Annotated in this window: 9 protein-coding genes; 7 read left to right on the forward strand and 2 right to left on the reverse strand. The window is 68.7% G+C overall.

The window, feature by feature from the left end; genetic code table 11:
- The first annotated feature begins 5 nt into the window (after positions 1-5).
- A complete protein-coding gene (gene gcvP / locus ACK3BB_RS05835; RefSeq protein WP_428927787.1) occupies positions 6-2,849 on the forward strand; it encodes an aminomethyl-transferring glycine dehydrogenase in 2,844 nt (947 codons plus the stop codon).
- 459 nt (positions 2,850-3,308) lie between these two features.
- On the opposite strand, the gene ACK3BB_RS05840 is transcribed toward gcvP, so the two are convergent.
- The gene (locus ACK3BB_RS05840; RefSeq protein ID WP_428927788.1) at positions 3,309-5,078 is read right to left on the reverse strand and encodes an NAD(P)/FAD-dependent oxidoreductase; all 1,770 of its coding nucleotides are present in this window, start codon (positions 5,076-5,078) and stop codon (positions 3,309-3,311) included.
- 336 nt (positions 5,079-5,414) lie between these two features.
- On the opposite strand from ACK3BB_RS05840, the gene ACK3BB_RS05845 reads away from it, so the two are divergent.
- The 4 genes from ACK3BB_RS05845 to ACK3BB_RS05860 all read left to right on the forward strand — a co-directional run bounded on the left by ACK3BB_RS05845 (position 5,415) and on the right by ACK3BB_RS05860 (position 10,798).
- Complete coding sequence (locus ACK3BB_RS05845) at positions 5,415-6,332, forward strand: TSUP family transporter (protein WP_428927789.1); 918 nt, start codon at positions 5,415-5,417, stop codon at positions 6,330-6,332.
- 136 nt (positions 6,333-6,468) lie between these two features.
- Positions 6,469-6,750: a hypothetical protein gene (locus tag ACK3BB_RS05850; RefSeq protein ID WP_428927790.1), complete on the forward strand. Its 282-nt coding sequence runs from the start codon at positions 6,469-6,471 to the stop codon at positions 6,748-6,750.
- A gap of 291 nt (positions 6,751-7,041) precedes the next feature.
- On the forward strand, positions 7,042-8,166 hold the full coding sequence (locus tag ACK3BB_RS05855) for a metallophosphoesterase family protein (protein ID WP_428927791.1): 1,125 nt from the start codon (positions 7,042-7,044) through the stop codon (positions 8,164-8,166).
- A gap of 4 nt (positions 8,167-8,170) precedes the next feature.
- Positions 8,171-10,798 (forward strand): AAA family ATPase, encoded by a 2,628-nt coding sequence (locus tag ACK3BB_RS05860; RefSeq protein WP_428927792.1) that lies wholly within the window; start codon positions 8,171-8,173, stop codon positions 10,796-10,798.
- A gap of 381 nt (positions 10,799-11,179) precedes the next feature.
- Here the strand turns inward: ACK3BB_RS05860 and ACK3BB_RS05865 are convergent, their stop codons facing one another.
- Positions 11,180-13,522, reverse strand: a complete 2,343-nt coding sequence (locus ACK3BB_RS05865; RefSeq protein ID WP_428927793.1) for a hypothetical protein — start codon at positions 13,520-13,522, stop codon at positions 11,180-11,182.
- Positions 13,523-13,734: 212 nt separating this feature from the next.
- Here ACK3BB_RS05865 and ACK3BB_RS05870 point away from each other — a divergent pair, with 212 nt between their 5' ends.
- On the forward strand, positions 13,735-17,334 hold the full coding sequence (locus ACK3BB_RS05870; RefSeq protein WP_428927794.1) for a hypothetical protein: 3,600 nt from the start codon (positions 13,735-13,737) through the stop codon (positions 17,332-17,334).
- Between the two features lie 12 nt (positions 17,335-17,346).
- Positions 17,347-20,490: a hypothetical protein gene (locus tag ACK3BB_RS05875; protein ID WP_428927795.1), complete on the forward strand. Its 3,144-nt coding sequence runs from the start codon at positions 17,347-17,349 to the stop codon at positions 20,488-20,490.
- Positions 20,491-20,637: the final 147 nt, after the last annotated feature.

Here is a 20,637-nt window from a genome sequence, read left to right on the forward strand (position 1 = left end):
ACCCGATGTCCTTCACACCGACAGATTACCTGCCCTACGATTTCGCCAACCGGCGGCATATCGGGCCGTCGCCGGCCGAGATGGCCGAGATGCTGGCCCTGATCGGCGCGCCCGACCTCGACACGCTGATCGACGAAACCGTGCCCCGGGGCATCCGCCAGGCCGCGCCGCTGGATTTCGGCAAGCCCAAGTCGGAACGCGAATTGCTGCACCACATGCGCGAGACGGCCGGGCGCAACCGCATTCTGACCTCGCTGATCGGCCAGGGCTATTACGGCACGGTCACGCCCCCGGCGATCCAGCGCAACATCCTGGAAAACCCGGCCTGGTACACGGCCTATACGCCCTATCAGCCCGAGATCGCCCAGGGCCGGCTGGAAGCGCTGATCAACTACCAGACCATGGTGTCCGACCTGACCGGGCTGGACATCGCCAATGCCTCGCTGCTCGACGAGGCCACGGCCTGTGCCGAGGCCATGACCATGGCCCAGCGGATCGCCAAGTCGAAGGCCCGGGCGTTTTTCGTCGACGAGAATTGCCACCCGCAGAACATCACCGTGATGCAGACCCGCGCCGCGCCGCTGGGCATCGAGATCATCGTCGGCGCGCCCGAGGATCTTGATCCCGAAGCGGTCTTCGGGGCGATCTTCCAGTATCCCGGCACCCATGGCCACCTGCGCGATTTCACCGACCAGATCGCCGCCCTGCACGCGGCCAAGGCCGTGGCGGTCATGGCCGCCGACCTCCTGGCGCTGACCCTGCTGAAAGAACCGGGCGCGATGGGCGCCGACATTGCCGTGGGCTCGACCCAGCGTTTCGGCGTGCCGGTGGGCTATGGCGGGCCCCATGCCGCCTACATGGCCACCCGCGAAAAGAACGCCCGCTCGATGCCCGGGCGCATCGTCGGCGTGTCGGTCGACAGCCATGGCAACCGCGCCTATCGCCTGTCGCTGCAGACCCGCGAACAGCATATCCGCCGCGAAAAGGCCACGTCCAACGTCTGCACCGCCCAGGCCCTGCTGGCCGTGATGGCCGGGTTCTACGCCGTGTTCCACGGGCCCGAGGGGCTCAAGGCCATTGCCCAGCGGATCCACCGCAAGACCGTGCGGCTGGCCCGCGGGCTGGAAGAGGCCGGGTTCCGCGTCGAGCCGGCGGATTTCTTCGACACGATCACCGTGGATGTCGGGCCGTTGCAGGCGGCAGTGATGAAATCGGCCGTGGACGAAGGTGTGAACCTGCGCAAGGTCGGCACGACCCGGGTGGGCATCTCGCTGGATGAAAGCACCCGGCCCGAGACCCTGAAGCAGGTCTGGCGGGCCTTCGGCATCACCGACCGCGAGCCGGACCTGACGGCCGAATACCGCATGCCCGACACGCTGCTGCGCAGCTCGGATTACCTGACGCATCCGGTCTTTCACATGAACCGGGCCGAGACCGAGATGATGCGCTACATGCGCCGGCTGGCCGACCGCGACCTGGCGCTGGACCGGGCGATGATCCCGCTGGGGTCGTGCACGATGAAGCTGAACTCGGCCGCCGAGATGATGCCCGTCAGCTGGGCCGAATTCTCGCTGATCCATCCCTATGCGCCGGCCGACCAGGCCGAGGGCTACCGGGTGATGATCGACGATCTGTCGGCCAAGCTCTGCGAGATCACCGGCTATGCGGCGTTTTCGATGCAGCCCAATTCGGGCGCCCAGGGGGAATATGCCGGGCTGCTGACCATCGCGGCCTATCACCGGGCCAATGGCCAGGGGCACCGCAATGTCTGCCTGATCCCGATGTCGGCCCATGGCACCAACCCGGCCTCGGCGCAGATGGTCGGCTGGAAGGTCGTGCCGGTGAAATCGGCCGACAACGGCGATATCGACCTCGACGATTTCCGGGCCAAGGCGGAACAGCATGCGGCCGAGCTGGCCGGGTGCATGATCACCTATCCCTCGACCCATGGCGTGTTCGAGGAAACGGTGACCGAGGTCTGCAGGATCGTGCATGACCATGGCGGCCAGGTCTATATCGATGGGGCCAACATGAATGCCATGGTCGGCCTGTCACGGCCCGGGGACCTGGGCGGAGATGTCAGCCACCTGAACCTGCACAAGACCTTCTGCATCCCGCATGGCGGGGGCGGCCCCGGCATGGGCCCGATCGGGGTGAAGGACCATCTTGTCCCACATCTGCCCGGCGATCCCGTAAGTGGGACAGGCGCCGTGTCGGCCGCGCCGTTTGGCTCGCCGTCGCTGCTGCCGATCTCCTGGGCCTATTGCCTGATGATGGGCGGCGAAGGCCTGACCCAGGCGACGCGGGTGGCGATCCTGAACGCCAATTACGTGGCCAAGCGGTTGGAGGGGGCCTATGACGTGCTCTACAAGGGGCCGACGGGGCGGGTGGCGCATGAATGCATCCTCGATACCCGGCCCTTTGCGACCTCGGCCCATGTGACCGTCGACGACATTGCCAAGCGGTTGATGGATTGCGGGTTCCACGCGCCGACAATGAGCTGGCCCGTGGCCGGCACGCTGATGGTCGAACCGACCGAATCCGAGACCAAGGCCGAGCTGGACCGGTTCTGCGATGCCATGCTGGCGATCCGCGACGAGATCGCCCAGGTCGAAAAGGGCGAGATCGACGCCGAGAACAACCCGCTGAAGAACGCGCCGCACACGATGGAAGACCTCGTCCGGGACTGGGACAGGCCCTACAGCCGTGAGACAGGGTGTTTCCCGCCGGGGGCGTTCCGGGTCGACAAGTACTGGCCGCCGGTCAATCGCGTGGACAATGTCTGGGGCGACCGCAACCTGACATGTACCTGCCCGCCGATGACCGATTACGCCGAAGCGGCGGAATAGGGCGGGACAGCGTTTTCTTCAAAGAAAACGGGGCGCGTGGAGGATCTGCGCGCCCCGTTCATGTGTCTCACATGTGGGACATTCCGGCTTGGACCGCGCTGTGTCCCATTTTCGGGATACTCCCTCTGCGGTCCGTATTCTGGGCCATCCAGCATTGCCCTCTGACGTTTCGGAAGCCCGGGACGCTCCTGCATTGCCTCTACCGTTTCCGAAGTTCTGGACACTCCGGCGTTGTCTCCGCCGTTTCCGATGTTCGGGACACTGCCGCATTGCCTTCGTCGTGCCCGAAGTTCGAGACACTCCCGCATTGTCCCCGCTGTGTCCGATGTTCAGGACACTCCCGCATTGCCTTCGTCCTGTCCGATGCCCGGACCACGTCCGCCTTGCCCTTCGCCCTGTCCCATTTCCGGGACATTCCCGCATTGACCCCCGGCCTGTCCCATTTCCGGGACAGACGGGTCAGGCCACGGCCGCTTCGGCGGGCATGGGCTTCTTGACGGTGTCCCCGGCCTCAACCGCCTCGGCCGTGTCGGCCATGGGCGCGGCCATCTCGCCCGGCCGGGGCGGGAACAGGAAGCTGGACGGCGGATCGAAGGCCGAGGCCAGCTCGGGCGTTTTCGACGTCACCCGCTCGTAGGCTTTCGGCCGCAGGGTCAGCAGCCCGGCCACCAGCAGATCGCCCAGCGAGGCCAGGTAGCCCTTGGCCGCCAGCCCGTAGAGCGACGGCTCTGACCACCAGCGCAGCAGCTTCAGCGCCTTGTTGCGCATCCAGGCCCGCTTGTAGAAATAGCCCCCCGCCAGCCGGCCGCGGTTGATGTCGTCGGGCCGGTAATAGTTGAACGGGATCGCCTTGTCGTAGAAGGCCGGCGCCCGGCGGATGATCTCACCGGCATCGTCGGTCATGGCCAGCTTGTCCAGGATCATCGGGAAGGGATAGGCCGGCCCCTGTTTCATCGCCGGCATCCGTTTCAGAACCATCGACAACCGCTTGGCCACGCCCGCGTTCAGGAAGGCCCCCGAGATGAAATCGGGCAGCAGGATGTGGAAATAGGCCATGTTGTTGAACACCAGCGTCCAGGCCATCTTGATCGGGTCGTGCATGACCTCGTAGCGCTTCGAGAGCTGGTCCTGCACGGTCAGCTGCGATTTCACATGGCCTTCCATGGCCATCACGTAATCGGGGCTGAGCATGCCCTTGCGCGCCTTGAGGATCATCGAGGTGATCTGCGGCACCTGGTGGCCGAGATAGGCAATGCCGAAACTGTTGGCCGGATCAAAGGCAAAGGCGCTGTCGCCCAGCATGAACCAGCGGCCCCTGGGATCGTAATATTGGCTGGCCTCGTAGAGATAGTTGAAATACCGCGCTTCATCGACCTTGTGGCCGGTGCGGATCAGGGCGGCGACCTTGGGGTGATCGCGGTCGAGGATGTCCAGCATCCTGTCCATGTTCATCGCCTTCTCGCCGGAGACGTCCGAGCGATAGGTGATGCCGATGCTGACCATGTCCTGGCCATCCTCGCTGGTCATCGGGATGATCCAGATCCAGTAGCCCTTGCCGTAGAAATGGTGGGTCACGTAATAGCTGTCGTAGCAATGGTGCTTGGGTTTCACCAGTTTCAGCCCGGTCAGGATCGACCGGTCGAAACCCGACAGGCGGAACCAGTAGCTGGAACGTTGCGAGGGCGGATCCATCTCCAGCCCCATCTTCTTGGTCAGCACCCGCGCCCGGCCGGAACAATCGACGACGTGGTCGGCCTCGATCCGGCGCATCCCGCCGTCATTGGTGGTGACCTCGACCACCTGCGCGCCCGGCCCGTCGCCAAAGGCCACGTCGGTCACCTTGCCGGTGATCTGGGTCACGTGGGGCGCCATGCGCCGCTTCAGCTCGGCATCGAAGAGATGGCGGTTGAGGTTGTAGGCCGGCAGGCGCACCACGCCGGGGGCCTCGTGCAGGATGTATTCCGGCGCGTCGGGGTCGTCGGCATCCTGCGGCAGCTTGAAGTAATAGGTCAGCCCGTACTTGTGCTTGTGGTTTTCTTCCAGGTAGGTGCCCAGCCCGAGCGATTTCATGAATTGCGCCGTGACCTCGACGGTGCTTTCGCCGACGATCGGCTTGTCGGGGTTTTCCGGATCGACCAGCGTGATCTCGGCACCCGGAATCTGGCGGGCGAAATAAAGGGCGCCAAGTCGCCCGGCGAGGCCATTTCCAATGATGGCAATGCGCGTCATTCAATCAAGCTCCCGAAATGGCGGCCCCGCTGGGCGAGACCCGGTCATGTCCCACCCAGGCCGGTCTGAATTGGCCGGGCCAGTGGGCGGCAGGGTTGAATTTACCCAGGGTCAATATACCGGGGGGCAAGTTTTTTGCGCAAGATTCTATTGAAACGGGCAGCATTCGGGCCGGGGCCTGGCCCGTGACCCGCCTGTTCCGCAGGCCGATTGCCGCAGGGGCAGCATGATCTTATTGTGCTTGAGCCCGCGGCGGGCCGATACATCCGCCGGGCGTGTATTTCATTGCGGGTCCACCGGTTTCGGGGCCAATTTCTGGGAACGGGATTTAACCGAATGATTTCAGACGACAATGGCGGAGCAGGCCGTTTGCGCCTGGGCGGGGCCGGCCCGGGCGCGGGGGTCTACGGCGTCGGGCGAATCGTGCTTGTCGCCTGCCTTGTCGGGCTGATCCTGGCCGGGCCGGGGCTGCTGGCCCTCGGGGTCAACTGGTGGCTGCCCCTGATCGGCGTGGGTGGCGCACTGGTCGCCAATTCGACGGGCATCGGCGGGGGCATCGTCTTTGTGCCGGCCTTTGACCGCATGGGGCTGGACCCGGCGGGCATCGTCGGGACGTCGCTGATCATCCAGAGCTTCGGCATGACCATGGGCGCCATGACCTACCTGGCGCGAAGGCGTCAGCGCCGGCGGCTGCATCCCGAGGGGCTGGGCAACGGCTGTTACCGCATGGTCGTCGGCCTGACCGTCGTGCCGGCCGTTGTCACGGCCTGGCTGGCCACCGAAGGCGGGCTGCGCCCGGACCTGCCGCTCAAGACCATCTTCAAGGCCATCTCGCTGTCGCTGGTCGCGCTGATCGTGGCCTCCGAGATCCTGCCCAAGCCCGATGCCGAGGCCCGGCGCATCACCTTCGCGCGTGACGGGATCTTTCTGCTGGTCATCGGCGTGGCCGGCGGGTTCTTCCTGGGCTGGATCTCGATCGGGGTGGGGGAATTGCTGGCCGTCTACCTGTTGCTGCGCGGGGCAAGGGGCAGCGATGCCATCGGGCTGGCGGTCATCGTGACATCGGTCTCGGTCCTGTCGGTGGAACTGGCGACGGGCTTTGCCCTGCCGGCCGATGTGGCCACCGGCCTGCTGGTCGCGCCGGGGGCCTTGCTGGGCGGGTTCCTGGCGCCCTACGTGCTGTCGCTGGTCGGCCAGGCCCGGGTGAAATGGTTCTGCGCGTCCTTCATCGTGCTGTCGTCCATCGTGGTCTGAGAGGCGCAGGCAGGCCGGGGGAGCGGCGCGGTCTGCCTGCGGCAGGTTACCGCTGATAGCGCCCACGGTCACATTGACGGGGCAGAATCGTGCTACATTTCTGCATCCTGTGCCGAAGGACGAGGGAGGACAGGCTATGGGTTCGATCGAGGACAGCGTCGAGATCACCGGGCTGAGCCGCGACCAGGTCGTGTTGCTGGGCGACAGCCGCCACCTGGCCGATATCGCGGCGGTGATGATGGGCGATTACCTGATGCACATGCACAGGGGCGCGGAAGCCGTGTGCGAAATGATCTGCAAGGACATGCGCCTGGCCTTGGGCGCCGGACGGGTGGATGAGGCCCGGGTGCTGTATGCCACGTTGCAGGACTTCCTGGCCGAATATCCCCGGGCCGCGCGGGGTGCTGCCCCGGCCTGATCGCTTGTGACACGCGGCCGGGCCCGCTTGTCCCGGCCTGATTGCTCGGACTGACCGGGCCGGGCCGATCTGTGCCGCCGCCTGACCGCGGCGTTGCCCGACCACGCCTTTGATTGACCGCGCCGGTGCCCGGTGGCGGATGCCCCGCGACGGCCGCGCGATTTGAGGGCTGGCGGTTTGTGCCCGGTCCTGTTCCAATGCGCCCGACCCCGAACGGGGCGATCGCCGCCGGCCGCCTGCCTACCGGGCAGGAAGACAGGCGAAATCAACGGGCAGGGCAGGGGCGCAGCCATGGAATTCCGGTTCATCCATTCGTCGGATCTGCATCTGGGCAAGGGCTTTGGCACCATGGCCGAAGACCTGCGCGGCCGGCTGATCGAGGCCCGGCACGAGGTCATCGCTCGCCTGGCCGGCGCCGCCCGCGCGGCCGGGGCCGGGCATATCCTGCTGGCCGGCGACACTTTTGACACCACCGGCCCGTCCGAAGGCGTGCGCCGCCAGGCCGCTCGGGCCATGGCCGCGGCCGAAGATCTGACCTGGTGGGTGCTGCCGGGCAACCATGACAACCTGCAGGGCGAAGAGCTGTGGCGGCTGTTTCGCGCCGAGGCCGGGCCGCGTGTCCACCTGCTGACCGGGCCCGAGCCGGTCGAGATCGCGCCCGGCGCCTGGCTGCTGCCCGCGCCGCTGGCCCGCCAGTTCCCCGGAATGGACCTGACCGCCCCGATGGATAGCCAGGCCACGCCCGAGGGCGCGCTGCGCCTGGGCCTGGCCCATGGCGGGGTGACGTCCTTTGGCGAGGATTTCGACAGCGCGCCGGTGATTGCCCCCGACCGGGCCACGCGCGCCGGGCTTGACTACCTGGCCCTGGGCGACTGGCATGGCCAGCTGAGCATCAACGACCGGACCTGGTTCAGCGGCACGCCCGAAAGCGACCGGTTCCGCCATGCCGGCCGGGGCAGCTGCCTGTCGGTCGTGCTGCCCGGGCCGGGTGCCCCGCCGCAGGTCACCCCGGTCGAGACCGGGCGGTTCCACTGGTCGGCCCCGGCGCTGGACCTGACCCCGCAATCCGATGCCGTCGCCGCCTTTGACGCCCTGCTCGATCCCGACCGGGCCGCCCGGCGCGACCAGCTGCTGCGCATCGAGGCCGGAGGCTTTCTCGGCATGGCCGCCCGCGGCGCGCTGGAAGACGCCGCGGCCCAGGCCGCCCCTGATCACGCCTTCTTTCAGCTGCGCACCGCCGGGTTGCGCACCGAATATGCCCCCGACGATCTCGACCTGATCGCCTCGGGCGGGGCGCTGCGCCGGGCGGCCGATGCCCTGCGCGCCGAGGCCGCGGGCGAGGGCCCGGCCGAGGCGCGGGCCGATGTCGCCCAGGCCGCGCTCAACCGGCTGTGGTCGCTGGTGCGGGAGGGCTGAGCCGATGCAGATCACCTCGGTCACCCTGGACAATGTCCGCCGCTTCACCGATCCCGTGGCCATCGCGGGAATCGGCCCGGGGCTGAACGTGCTGTCGGCACCCAACGAGACGGGCAAGTCGACCTTCTTCGATGCCCTGCAGGCCGTGTTCTTTCAATCGCACCGGTCCTTCGGCAAGCCGATCCAGGCGCTGGTGCCCCGGGTCGGCGGCGATCCGGCGGTCACCGTGACCTTTCGCGCCGAAGACGCGGCCTGGCGGCTGAGCAAGTGCTGGAGCCGCTCGGCGTCGCGCAAATCGGCCCGGCTGTGGCGCGATGACACGCTGGTGGCCCAGGGCGAAGAGGCCGAGACGCGCCTGGCCGGCCTGATCGGCGCGCCGGGCGATGGCGGGCCGGCGGGGCTGTTGTGGGTCCGGCAGGGGCTGGTCGAGATGGGCGGCGAGGCCGGCGAGGAAACCGCCCGGCGCAACATCCTGGAATCCGTGGCCGGCGAGGTCGAGGCCATGACCGGCGGCCAGCGGATGAAATCCGCCCTGGCCGCCTGCGAAGAGGTGCTGGCCGCACATCTGACATCCACGGGGCGCGACAAGGCCGGTGGCGGGCTGGCCCGGGCGCGGGCCGAATGCGAGGCTCTGGATGCGGAACATGCCACGCTGACCGCGCGGGTCACCGCCCTTGCCGATGACCTGGCCCGACGTGCTGCTGCCCGCGCCGCCCTGGCCGATCTGCAGGATCCCGACCAGTTGCGCGATCGCACCGAGAGGCTGGCCACGGCCGAGGCCGCGCTGGCCCATGCCCGCGAACGCAGCGGCCAGGTCGACCTGGCCCGCGCCCGTCTGCGCGAGCAATCGGGCGCCGTCGAACGGCTGGATCAGCAGATCGAGACCCTGCGCGCAGCCCTGGCCGAACAGGGTGAGGCCGAGACGGCGGCACAGGCCGCGCAGGCCGCCGACAGCCAGGCGGCCGCCGGCCTGGCCCGGGCGCAAGCGGGCCGTGACAGCGCCCGCCGGACCCAGGCCGAGGCACAGGCCCGGGCCGATCATTGCGCGGCCCTGACCCGCCGGGCCCTGCAGGCCGAGGCGGCGCAGGCCGCGCTGGCCCAACGCGCCGAGCTGGAGGCGCGGATCACCCGGGCCGAGGCCCTGCGCAGCGATATCGAAACGCTGGAAGCCGGCATTGCCGGTGAAATCTCCGCCCCCGCGCTGGAGGCGCTGATCGAGGCCGACCGGGCCCTGACCCTGGCCCGGCGCACCCGCGATGCCACCGCCGCGGCCTTCACCTTTACCCCCGATCCCGATGCGACCCTGGCGCTGACCCGCGACGGCGCCCCGGTTGCCCCGGGTGTGGCCCATCCGCTGCCCGACGGCGCGGCGCTGCATGTGGCGGGGCTGGGCCGGATCGACATCACCCCGGGCGCCCGGGGCACCGGCGACGACCTGGCCCGGGCCGAGGCCGCGCGCGCGGCGGCCTTGCAGGCGTCGGGCCATGGTGACCTGGCCGGGGCACGGGCCTCGCGCCAGCGGGCCGAGGCGCTGACGGCCGATCTGCGCGACGCCCGGGCCGGGCTGGCCGCCCTGGCGCCCGATGGCCTGCCGGCCCTGCGCAGCGCCCTGGCCGCCTTGCCCGGGGCGCCCGACCCCGATCCCGACCTGCCCGACCGGGCCACCGCCGAGGCCGACGAGGCCACCGCCGCCCTGGCCCTGCAGGCCGCCCGCGAGGCGCTCAGCGCGGCCGAGGCCCTTTTTGACACCGCGCGGGCCACGGCCGACACCGCCGCCCGCGCCCGCCAGCGCGGCGAGGATCGCCTGGCCCGGGCCGCCGCGGCCCTGTCGGCCCACGAAACACCGGCCGAGACCCTGGCCGAATGGGCCGAAACCCGGGCCACCCTGTCCGGCCAGCTGGCCGATGCCCGGGCCGAGGTCGACCGGCTGAGCGCCGATGCGCCCGATCTCGAAGCCTGCCAGACGGCCCTGACCCGGGCGCGGTCGGTCATCGACAATGCCCGGGCCGAGGAAGGCCGGCTGCGCGAGCAGCTGGCCGGGCTGGATGCGCGCATCCGGGTCACGGCCAGCGAAGCGCCCGAGGAAGAGCTGGCCCTGGTCGCCGACCGGCGCGACGCGGCGCGGGCGCGGCTGGAGGCCATCGAGTTCGAGCTGGCCGTCAACCTGCGCCTGCGCGATGCCCTGCAGGCCGCCCAGGCCGAGGCCCGCGAGGCCTATGTCAAACCGGTCCATGCCGAGCTGCTGCCCCTCTTGCGCATGCTCTGGCCCGATGCCGAGCCCGAGATCGACGCCGAGACGGGCATGATCACCCGGCTGACCCGGCGGTCGGTCGAAGAGGACCTGGCGGTGCTGTCCGGGGGCACGCGCGAACAGGTCTCGCTGCTGGTGCGGCTGGCCTTTGCCAACCTGCTGGCCCGGCGCGGCACCCCGGCGCCGGTGATCCTGGACGATGCCATCGTCTATACCGACGACGACCGGATCGAGCAGATGTTCGACGCGCTGACCCGCCGGGCCGAGGGCTTGCAGATCATCGTGCTGTCCTGCCGCCAGCGGGCCTTTCGCGCGCTGGGAGGGCAGGCCCTTGGCATCACGCCGGCCGGCGCGGAGGCCACGGAGGGCGACGCCGGCTAAGGTACGCCGGCTTCGGGGCGCTGGCCGTTGGTGTCGCCGGACGGGGTGGCCCGGTCGCACCGGCCGAGCGATTGCCTTGTGTCCCGATGGTGCGGCCCGCCCGGCGTAAACAGGGGGGCAGGTGACGGGCAGGGCGGGCCATTCGCACCGGCCGAGCGTTTGTCCTGTGTCCCGATGGTGCGGTCCGACCGGAGCAAACAGGGCCGATCAGGTGACAGGCAGGGTGGGCCATTCGCACCGGCCGAGCCCTTGTCGTGTGTCCCGATGGTGCGGTCCGACCGCAGGCAGGGGAGGATCAGATAACGGGCAGGGCGGGCCGGTCGCACCGGCCACGCCCTTGTCTTGCATTCCGACGGTCCGTCGCGACCGCGCGGGGGCGGGTCAGGCGGCGAGCACCCGGTCGATATCGCCGAGCGCGTCGCGGGCCGTCGAGGCCACGGCGACATTGGCAAAGCCGTTGGACCCGTCGACATCCTGGAAGAACGGCGCGGTCAGCTCGGCCTGGTATTCGCGCAGCACGGTCCGGGCCTCGGCCTTGCGCGTGTCGCGTTCGGGCCCGGGATCGGCATTGACGATGGCATCCAGCTTTTCGGCCAGGCGCAGGTCCAGCCCGTCGATATGGGTATAGAGCTCGCCCAGGTTGTCGAGGATCTCCTGGTATTCCGGCTCGCCGCTGACCACCCGCGAAATCGCGTCGCGCAGCTTGTCCAGCTCGCCTTTCATCCGGGTCCGGGCCACCGTCCAGTTGAGCCGCGACATGGCAAAGGGCCGGGCGTCTTCGGGAATGTCGGCCAGGAAGGCCTCGACATTGGCATCGGCCCCGTCCTGGATCAGCTGCTGAACCTGGTCGAGATAGGCCCAGGCCTTGGCATGGTCGGGCCCGACGACCAGTTCGACGGCCGATTCGAATAGGATGCGCATGCGCTGGACATCCTCGACCGCCCCGGTCGCCGCCGCCCGGGCGTAATCCGGGGTCATGGCGTCGATGGCATCCTGCAGGCGGATGGCCTCGTTGACAAAGGTCATGGCCGGGCCGGCGCTGGAATGGATGCCGTTCTTGAGGTCCTCGACGGCCTGGTCCAGCCGTTCTTCGAGCGGCACCTGGATATCCATGCCGAAGCGCGTGACCAGCCGGGTGCGCAGGGTCTCGACCTTGTCGAGCAGGTTGTGGGCCTTGCTGTCGAAGCTGTCGTCGCCCGTCTGGTCTCCTGTCTGGTCCTGGGTGGTCTGGTCGCCGGTGGTCGGCTGGCCGGTCCGATCGGGGGCCTGATCACTGGTCTGATCGGGCGCCTTGCCCGTCTTGTCACCCTTGCCGGCCTTCACGTCGCGGATGGAATCGGTGGCCATGCCCAGCCGGGTCAGGGCTTCGGTCAGCCGGTCGAGCACGGTTTCGGCCTGGTCCAGCTGGCCCCCGCCCAGGGCGGTCAGCGCGGCCTGGTGGGCGGTGTTCAGCTTGGTCCGGGCATCCTCGGCGATCTGAGCCCCGTCGATGGCGCTGCGCACCTGGGCGGCCATGTCCTGCAACATGGCCAGCCGCCCGTCATCCTGCGGCGCGGTGTCGGGGGCCACGGTCTGGTCGGGGGCGGGCTGGTCCTGCCCGGTCTGGTCTGTGCCGGTCTGGTCGGGGCCGGTCTGGTCGCCCGTCGTCGGGGCGGTTGTGCCCGTTTCGGTCTTGTCGCCCTTCTTGCCGGCCTTGGCATCGCGGATCGGATCTGTGCCCATGCCCAGCCGGGTCAGCGCCTCGGTGATGCGGTCCAGCACGGTTTCGGCCTGGTCCAGCTGGCCGGCCTTCAGCGCGGTCACCCCGCCTTCGTAGGCCGTGACCAGCTTGGCCCGCGTCTCGTCCGGGGCCTGGGCGCTGTCGATCGCCGCCTTGACCGCCTTGGCCATGGCCACCAGCCGGGCCAGTCGGTCGTCACCCTGATCGCCCGTTTGCATGTCGGGCTGGCCGGTCGTCTGATCACCCGATTGATCGGGCTGCGGCTGGCTGGCCACCCGTGCCGCGGCGGCTTCCAGCTTGGTCACCATGTCGCGCGCCGCGGCCAGGTTGCCGGCCTTGACCAGCTCGACCGCCCGCGCCAGCGCATCGGCCAGCTTGGCCCTGGCCGGTTCGGGCGCCGTGTCGATCTGGGGTTTCAGGTTCTTCAGTGCCGCGACCACCTCGGCGGGGTCCTCGCGCGGCGGGCTTTCGGGCTGTTCGCCGGTGGTCTCGGGCGTGGGGCTGTCGTCGCCGGTCTTGTCGCCCGTGTCGTTCCCCGTGTCATCCCCGGTGTCCTGGCCCGTATCGTCCCCGGTTTGGTCCCCCGTCTCATCCCCCGTCCGGTCGCCGGTGTCGCCGTCATCGCCGAACAGATCGGGATCGTCGGCCAGGTCCTCGATGTCCTCTTCCAGCACGTTGCCTTCGGCATCCATGATCCGCACGTTCATCGACAGCCGGTTGGTCTTGAGATGCTGCTTGAGCTTGCGGGCCATCCCCGCCACGACCTTTTCACAGCGCAGTTCCAGCACCTTGCCGTCGACGCTGGCCATGCCAAAGGCCGCCTTGGCCCCGGGCCCGTCGGCCTTGGCCGCCTTGCCCAGCTGTTCGGCCGACCGCTTGCGATGCAGGGCGAAGTAATCCGCTTCCTTCCCCGCCCCGGGATTATACGCAAAGGGGAGGGCCTTTTCCTTTGCATACTTGATGTGTCGTTTCAGGTCCTGGCCGCTGAGGGCATAATCCGGCATTCGTCTGTCTCCGAGCAATCATGATACGGGCAGGGGCCAGAACGGGGATCACGCGGTAATTGCGCCCCCTGCCGTTGGCCCAGCATGCAAGACACTTGCCCCAAGGGCAATGCACAGTTGCCCTTAGGGCAATGCGCTGTGTAACCTTGGCAGACATGTGCGTCGCAACCCTGGGTTGATTTTCCGCGGCGCGCAGGCAGGAGGAGGGGTCCATGCCTGATGACCAGAGCCCGGCGGTCGAACTGACCATCGAACAGATGTCCTTTGTGTCGCGATATCTGAAGGTGATCCCCAAGAAAGGCTGGACCAAGAAGAAATCCACCTATCGCGAGCTGGTCCAGCGGATCGAAACCGCAAACGACCGGATCAAGCGCAATTACCTGGAATTCGACCGGCTGCGCGACACGGTCACGGCGCTGGTGTCCGAGATGGAACGCGAATCGGATGAATTGAGCGCCCAGTACCAGGCCGCGGCCAAGGTGGACGCGCGCAACCGGAACACCGATTTCGAAACCGCGCTGAAGGCCTATCGCGACCGGCTGGCCCAGCTGAAGAAAACGGCTTCGGAAAAGGCGGCAGAGGTCGAGACCGCGCCGGTCGATGCGCCGCTCTTTGACCATGGCAAGCAGTCCTTCGGGATCTACCAGGGCCTGCTGAACGGTCACCGGAATGGCCTGCCCGACCTGCCGCCCCCGGTGGTGCGCAGCGGCATCGGGCCGATCCTGCGGATGGGCGAACGGGTCGCGGCGATGCGGGCCCTTGACGGCGTGGGGGGCATGACCCGCGAGATGGCCGAGAAGGCGCTGGAAGACGGCGATGCGGATGCCCGGCGGGCCGAGGCGCTGGAGGGGCATGACCAGGTCTGCGACCAGGCCGGGGCGGCGATTGCCCTGCTGGTCGAAGAGGCGCTGGAAGGTGGCGGGCGCACGGATGCCCAGCTGCGCGATGTGGCCGAGAGGGTGGCCGACGGCGTGGCGGTCGACTGCGCGCCCTACCTGGCCGACCTGCGCGAGGTGCTCAACGCCCAGGCCGTGGCCCGGCTGGCCGCGCTGCAGGGCGATGACACGGCGACCGGCGACATTGCCCGGCGCGAGACCTTCCGGCTGGACCAGATCACGGCGCGGACCGGCCGGCTGGACACGGCGATCACGGCGCTGGATGCCAAGGTCGACCAGCTGCTGGTCGACAAGACCAATGCCACCGGGTTCAACGAGAAACGCGACCTGGCCGCGCGCTACGAGGCCGAAAAGGCCCGGCTGGGCGACCTGAAGGCCCGGCGCGCGCAGCTGGAAATGTACACCGACCAGCTGGCCGGCCGGCTGGCCCGGCTGGACCAGGCCAACGACGATTACAACGGCGCGCTGGACCTGGCCCAGGATCCGGCGGCCTTCCTTGCCGCGCTCGATCCGCTGCCTGCCGCGCCCGAAGGCACGGCGCTGCTGTTGCTGGGTGGGCAGGTCGACGGCGGCGGGTATCTTGTCGGCCAGATCGCCGAGAACCGCGAACGCTATGACCGGGCGCTGAACCGGGTGGCCGTGCAGGACCAGCTGTTCCTGGGCGAAGAGAGCCTGACCGACATCTCGGCCGAACAGCATGCGGCGCTGCATGGCATCCTCGACAAGGCCGAGGCGCAGATCGAGGACGGCCGGGTGGCCGAGGGCAAGGCGCTGGTGGCCGAGGCCGACCGGCTCTATTTCCGCTTCCTGGGGGCCAACAAGTTCCCCTTGCCCGACCTGCCCGACGTGCCGCCGTCGCGGGCCGACCAGACCGAGCGCGACATCAAGCGGCTGTCGGTGCGGCTGGACCGGTTCTGGGGCCGGGGTGGCGATGGCGACGAGGCCCTGCGCGGCCGGCTCGACGGGTTGATCGCGGCGCGGGGGGATGCGCTGACCGTGGCGCCGATCTCGCTGGCAACGGTCGAGGACGGTATCCGGGACTTTGAAAAGGCGCTGGATGCGGCCGAACGGGGCTTTGTGGTCAATCCGCAGGACCAGGAGGCCCGCGAGGCGGCCGGGGCGGCGGGCAACGACATCCGCAAGGGCCTGCTGGACCTGTTCCGCACCCACAAGGTCGACGAGGCCAATGTCGGCAAGGTGCCGCCCGACCGGCTGCTGGTCATCGACAATGACGACGGCACGCGCAGCTACCACGAGATCGAGGCCCACAAGAGCGGCACCGAGCCCCGGCGCAAGACCAGCCACATCCCCCGCGAGGCGATGCAGATGCTGCTGGACAAGGCGCGCATGCTCGAGGCGCTGGCGGCCTGTGAAAGCCCCGATTGCGCCGACATGATCACCGAGGCCGTGACGGCCGCCCAGGGTGACCTGGCGGCGATCAAGGGCGGGGCCAAGGATTACGACCACATCGCCGAGCAGCTGCGCAAATGCGATGTGCTGCTGGGTCACAAGCTGTTTGCCGAATGGCTGCCGGCGGGCTTCGGCGAGACCAAGGCCGGGCTGGAGACCTTCCGCAAGGGATACGTGACCAAGATGAAGCCGGCCGAGGCGCGGGCCAAGGTCGACGAGATCCACCAGGCGCTGACCGGCCACAAGGCGGCGGCCGAGGCGCTCAAGACGCGCTACAAGGAGGTCAGCGCCACCCTGACGGGGATCGAGACCGACCTGGCCGGCGGGCGCAGCGCGGCGTCGGACGGGCTGGCGCGCAAGCTTGAGGCGCTGGTCAAGGCCGGGCCCGATGCGCTGGTCGCCGGGCTGGACCGTGACGGCTTGGACCAGGCCGAGGAAACGGCCATCGACGCGCTGATCGCCACCTTGCGCGACGACATGGTCCTTCTGGCGGCCAAGGCCCGCGACAGCAAGGCGCTGGAAGGCCGGCATGCCACGCGGCTGGGCGTGGCCTGGCAGACCATCGAATCCAAGACGGCCGACGGGATCGACGGGGCCGAGCGCATCGGCACCGAGCTGCGCCAGGCGATGACCGACGAGATGGCCGAGCTGGCCGGGCTGGACGTGGCGACCGGCGGGGCCGATGCGCTGCGCCGACTGGCGACATTCCTGGGCGGGGCGGCCAAGGGCCACCGCGACAAGGACACGGCCGAGGGAAAGGCCGAAACCGCGCGTTCCAAGCTGCGCACGCAGTTGGACACGGCCAAGTCTCACCTGAAGAAGAACCGCAAGCGGATGACCAATTACCGCGAGTACAAGGCCATCTACGACAGTCTCGACAAGCAATACGAGCAGACCAAGCACATCCACGAGAAATCCGGCGATGCGGATGCCGCGCTGTCGCAATACAAGATGCAGCTGAGCACGGCGGAGGAACTGAACGCCGAGATGGGCGACACGACGGGCATCACCGGCCAGGACGGCGGGTCGGTGTCGACCGAGTTCATCTCTCAATTCGGCGCGGCGGTGGTCAAGAACCTGGGCCATACCCAGGAGGCCGCGGCCAAGACCGGCGGGATGATCAAGGAACGGGCCGAGGAAGACGCCGACCAGAAGGCCGATGCCGGCCTGCAGGGCAATGTGGATGCCGTCCGGGCCGTTCTGGCCCTGGTCGGGCGCGACCAGGTCAAGGCGCTGGCCACGCTCAAGGCCAGCGCCCGGACGGACGTGGATGATGCCCTGGCCCTGCCGACAACCCATCCCGAGCGCAAGAAACGGCTGGCCCTGGCCCGCGAAGGCGCGCTGGCCGCCGTGCGCGACATCCGCGCCGGGCTGGACGCCGATCCGGCGCTGAAGGTCTACCGCGACAACCCCTTTGACAAGGGCGCGGCCTGGCCGGCGGTGGTGGCCGCGCTGCACGACCTGGAAACCCGCATCATCCGCGATCTCGATCCGGCGAAGCTGTAGGAGGGCATCAACATGGCATTGAGCGAAGCCGAGATCACCTGGATCAACTGGGTCGCGGGCAAGGGCATCAGCCAGCAGAGCCAGGACGACCAGATGGAACGGACGGCGGCCCGCGACGGCTTTCTGACCGGGGTGCTGGGCGCCCAGCTGTCGGCCGTGTCCGGCGAGATCGACGCGGCCCAGTCGCGCATCACCGCCAAGCGCGAGGTGCAGCCCGGGTTCATCAAGGCGGTCTACAAGACGCTGGCACGCGACGAGAGCAAGGACTACGCCGAGATGAAATGGCGGGCCGGCGACGAGGACACCAACACCGGCCTGCTGGCCCGCTACGAGCTGCGCGCCGATGTCGAGATCGACACGCGGGCCGATATCGACGTCAATCTCGAAGAGATCCCCAACGAAGACCTGATGGCCCTGGCCCAGAGTTTCGAGCGCATCCGGCAGATGGAAAAGGCCATGAAGATGCAGCTGGACGCCTCTGGCGAGCCGCTGTTTTCCGACGAAGACATCCGCAACGAGCTGTGGACCCCGCTGGTGCGCCAGGGGCTGATCCCCGACAACATGGTGCCCGATGCCTATTCGGAACATGCGGTCAACTTCGCCGGCGCGCGCAGCTTCTACGAAGACAAGATCGATGCCTACACGGCGACCCGTACCAAGGCCCAGGAAAACTGGGCCAAGGGCCTGCGCATTGCCAAGGACGTGGCCACGCTGGGCACGGCGCTGGTGTCGGGAGCGGTGACCATGGGCAATGCCCAGGATGTCGCGTCGAACAATGCCGACATCAAGGCCAAGAAGCTGGAGATCGACGAGCTGGGCGACAGCGATCCGACCCGGACGGCCGAGTTGCAGAACGAGGTGAAGGGCCTGCAGGAGGCCAACAAGCAGCTGGCCGCCGTGTCGACCTATGTCGACAGCGGTTCGGCCCTGCTGCTGGGCGGGATTTCGGCCGTGGAACTGGCCGTCGATCACCATTACTCGACCGAACCCGACACGCTGAAGAAATGGATGCAGACCATCGAAAAGGGCGTGGCCGTGGCCCAGTCGCTCTCGGTCGCGGGGGTCAGCGCGGGGATGACGGAACAGGGCGCGTCCAAGGGCATGGTGACCTGCGTGACCTCGGCGCTGGACGCGGCGTTCAAGGGCGCGCGAATGGGCCCGTCGCTGGTGCTGACGGTCAAGGAAAAGGACCCCAACAAGCAGGCGGCCATGGTCGCCGCCCTGATCGGCGATTTCGCGGGCATCGTGGCCAGTTCGATCAATGCCGTGGGGGGCAAGGTTTCGGACCTGACGGCCGACGAGAAACAGCTGTCGGACGAGGAACAGGCCGACATCAAGAAGGAGCGCGCGGCGACCCAGGCGGCGATGTCGCAGATCGCCGCGGCGATCCAGGTGGCCATCACGACGGTCGGCAGCGCGCCGCTGATCATCCGGGCCTGGGAAGAGGGTGACATCAAGACGCTGGGCCTGCTGCTGGGCGGGGCGGCGGTCAGCACGACCTTTGCGGTCAAGTCGGAACAGCTCTTCGACGACATGCATGCCGACGTGTCCCAGCGCGAATTGCTCGAAGCCAGTTTCCACGACAGCCAGTACATGGAACTGGAAGGCGGCGAGACGGGCCAGAACGCCGGGTCGGCCAAGATCATGTCGGGCCTGGCCGGCCAGCTGGCGACCTTTGACAAGACGGTCTTTGCCGGGCTCCAGCCCGACCTGCTGACGGGCATCGAGGCCGACAAGATGGCCGATGCCATTGCCGACGACGTGTCGGCCGCCCAGAAGAAACAGGCCGAGGAAGAGCTGGCCCGGGTGTTTTCGCCCGAGGGCATCGAAAAGATCATGGGCGAGGTCGATGCCGAGCTGGTCGGGTTCGAGCAGATCTATTCCGATGCCATGCCCGACCCCGACATCAACAGCCGCACGCCCGAAGAGATCCAGCAGGCCACCCGGGCCATCGACCAGGCCATGGCCAACACGGCGGCCCTGCGCCAGAAGGTGGCGCTGATCAACGGCATCACCGGCGGGGCGGCGGGGATCATCGCGGCGCTGGTGCCCGGGGCCGGGGCCGTGGTGGCTGCCCAGAAGGTGGCGGCCGACATCTATGCGCTGATCAAATGCGTCGAGACCCACAATGCCTGGGTCGACAGCATGGAACTGGCCATGGCCGGCCAGTCCGGCGCGGCGGCGGCGATCCAGAACACCCTGTCCAACGCGCGCATCCACCTGTCGCAGGCCTCGGTCAAGCTGGTGCTCGACACGGTCAAGGCCGGGGCCGAGGTGGCCCGGGCCTTTGATCCGACGGGCGTGGCGACGATGACCTCGGCCGGCACGTCGATGGCCGCGGCGGTGGTCGAATTCGGCTACAAGATGCAGAAAGAGGTCGACATCGTGCGCGGCTGGAACGCCTACAAGGCCGCGCTTGGCGATCCGGGCAACCGCAAGGCCGCGCGCAAGGCGCTGCGGATGAATTCGACCCTGGCCAAGTGTTCCATCGCCTACGGCGCGTCGATCATGGGCGATACGGTGGCCCAGCAGGCCGTGCGGGCCTCGGGGCTGACCGTTGCGGCGATGCAGAACGACAAGGACATCTGCGTCAAGCTGATCGCCTATCTCGAACACGAGCTGGCTGACGATCCGACCGTGCTGCGCGTCGATTACAAGGATGGCGGAAAGTGGCATCCGGGCACGCCGGCCTTTACCATGGCCTCGTGGACGGCCTTCAAGGCGGCGGCCCATTCGGCGGCCAAGCCCCGGATGGCGGCCGACAGCCTGTCCAGCCCGGCGATCGACCGGCTGTTCGGCACGCTGGCCAAGGATGCGGCCTGGCCCGACCCGGCCATCGCCGACCGCGTGGCCGAAGCCGGGCAACTGCGCGATTTCGTCGAGGGCCGCATGACCGAGGACGAGGCCGATGCCTTTGCGCCGGGGGCCGACGCCATCCGCGCCGAGGTGACGGATTGTGCCGCCGGGCTGACCCGGGTGATGGGCCTGCTCGACCGGCTCAACGCGGCCTTCGGGGCCTATGCGCCGGTGGCCGAAGGGCCGGGCCAGACGGCGCATGACGGCATGGCCGCCATCGCCGCGACCTTCGCCACCCTGTCCCGTGCCGAACGCGCCACGGTCGAGGCCCGGCTGGCCGAGCTGGCCCTGCCGGCCTGACTGCCGGGCGCGGGTCGGGCCTTGCGCCCGGGGGGGTGGCGTCCGCACCCTTGGCAAGCCGCAACCGGGCATGGTTCGGCTCGACAGGGCTGGGCGCCGGGTGGGCCGTGTGAAGGTGGGGCGAAGGTCGCGCCACTGCCCGGCGCG

The sequence above is a fragment of the Marinibacterium sp. SX1 genome (assembly GCF_050389775.1).
Lineage (GTDB): Bacteria > Pseudomonadota > Alphaproteobacteria > Rhodobacterales > Rhodobacteraceae > Marinibacterium.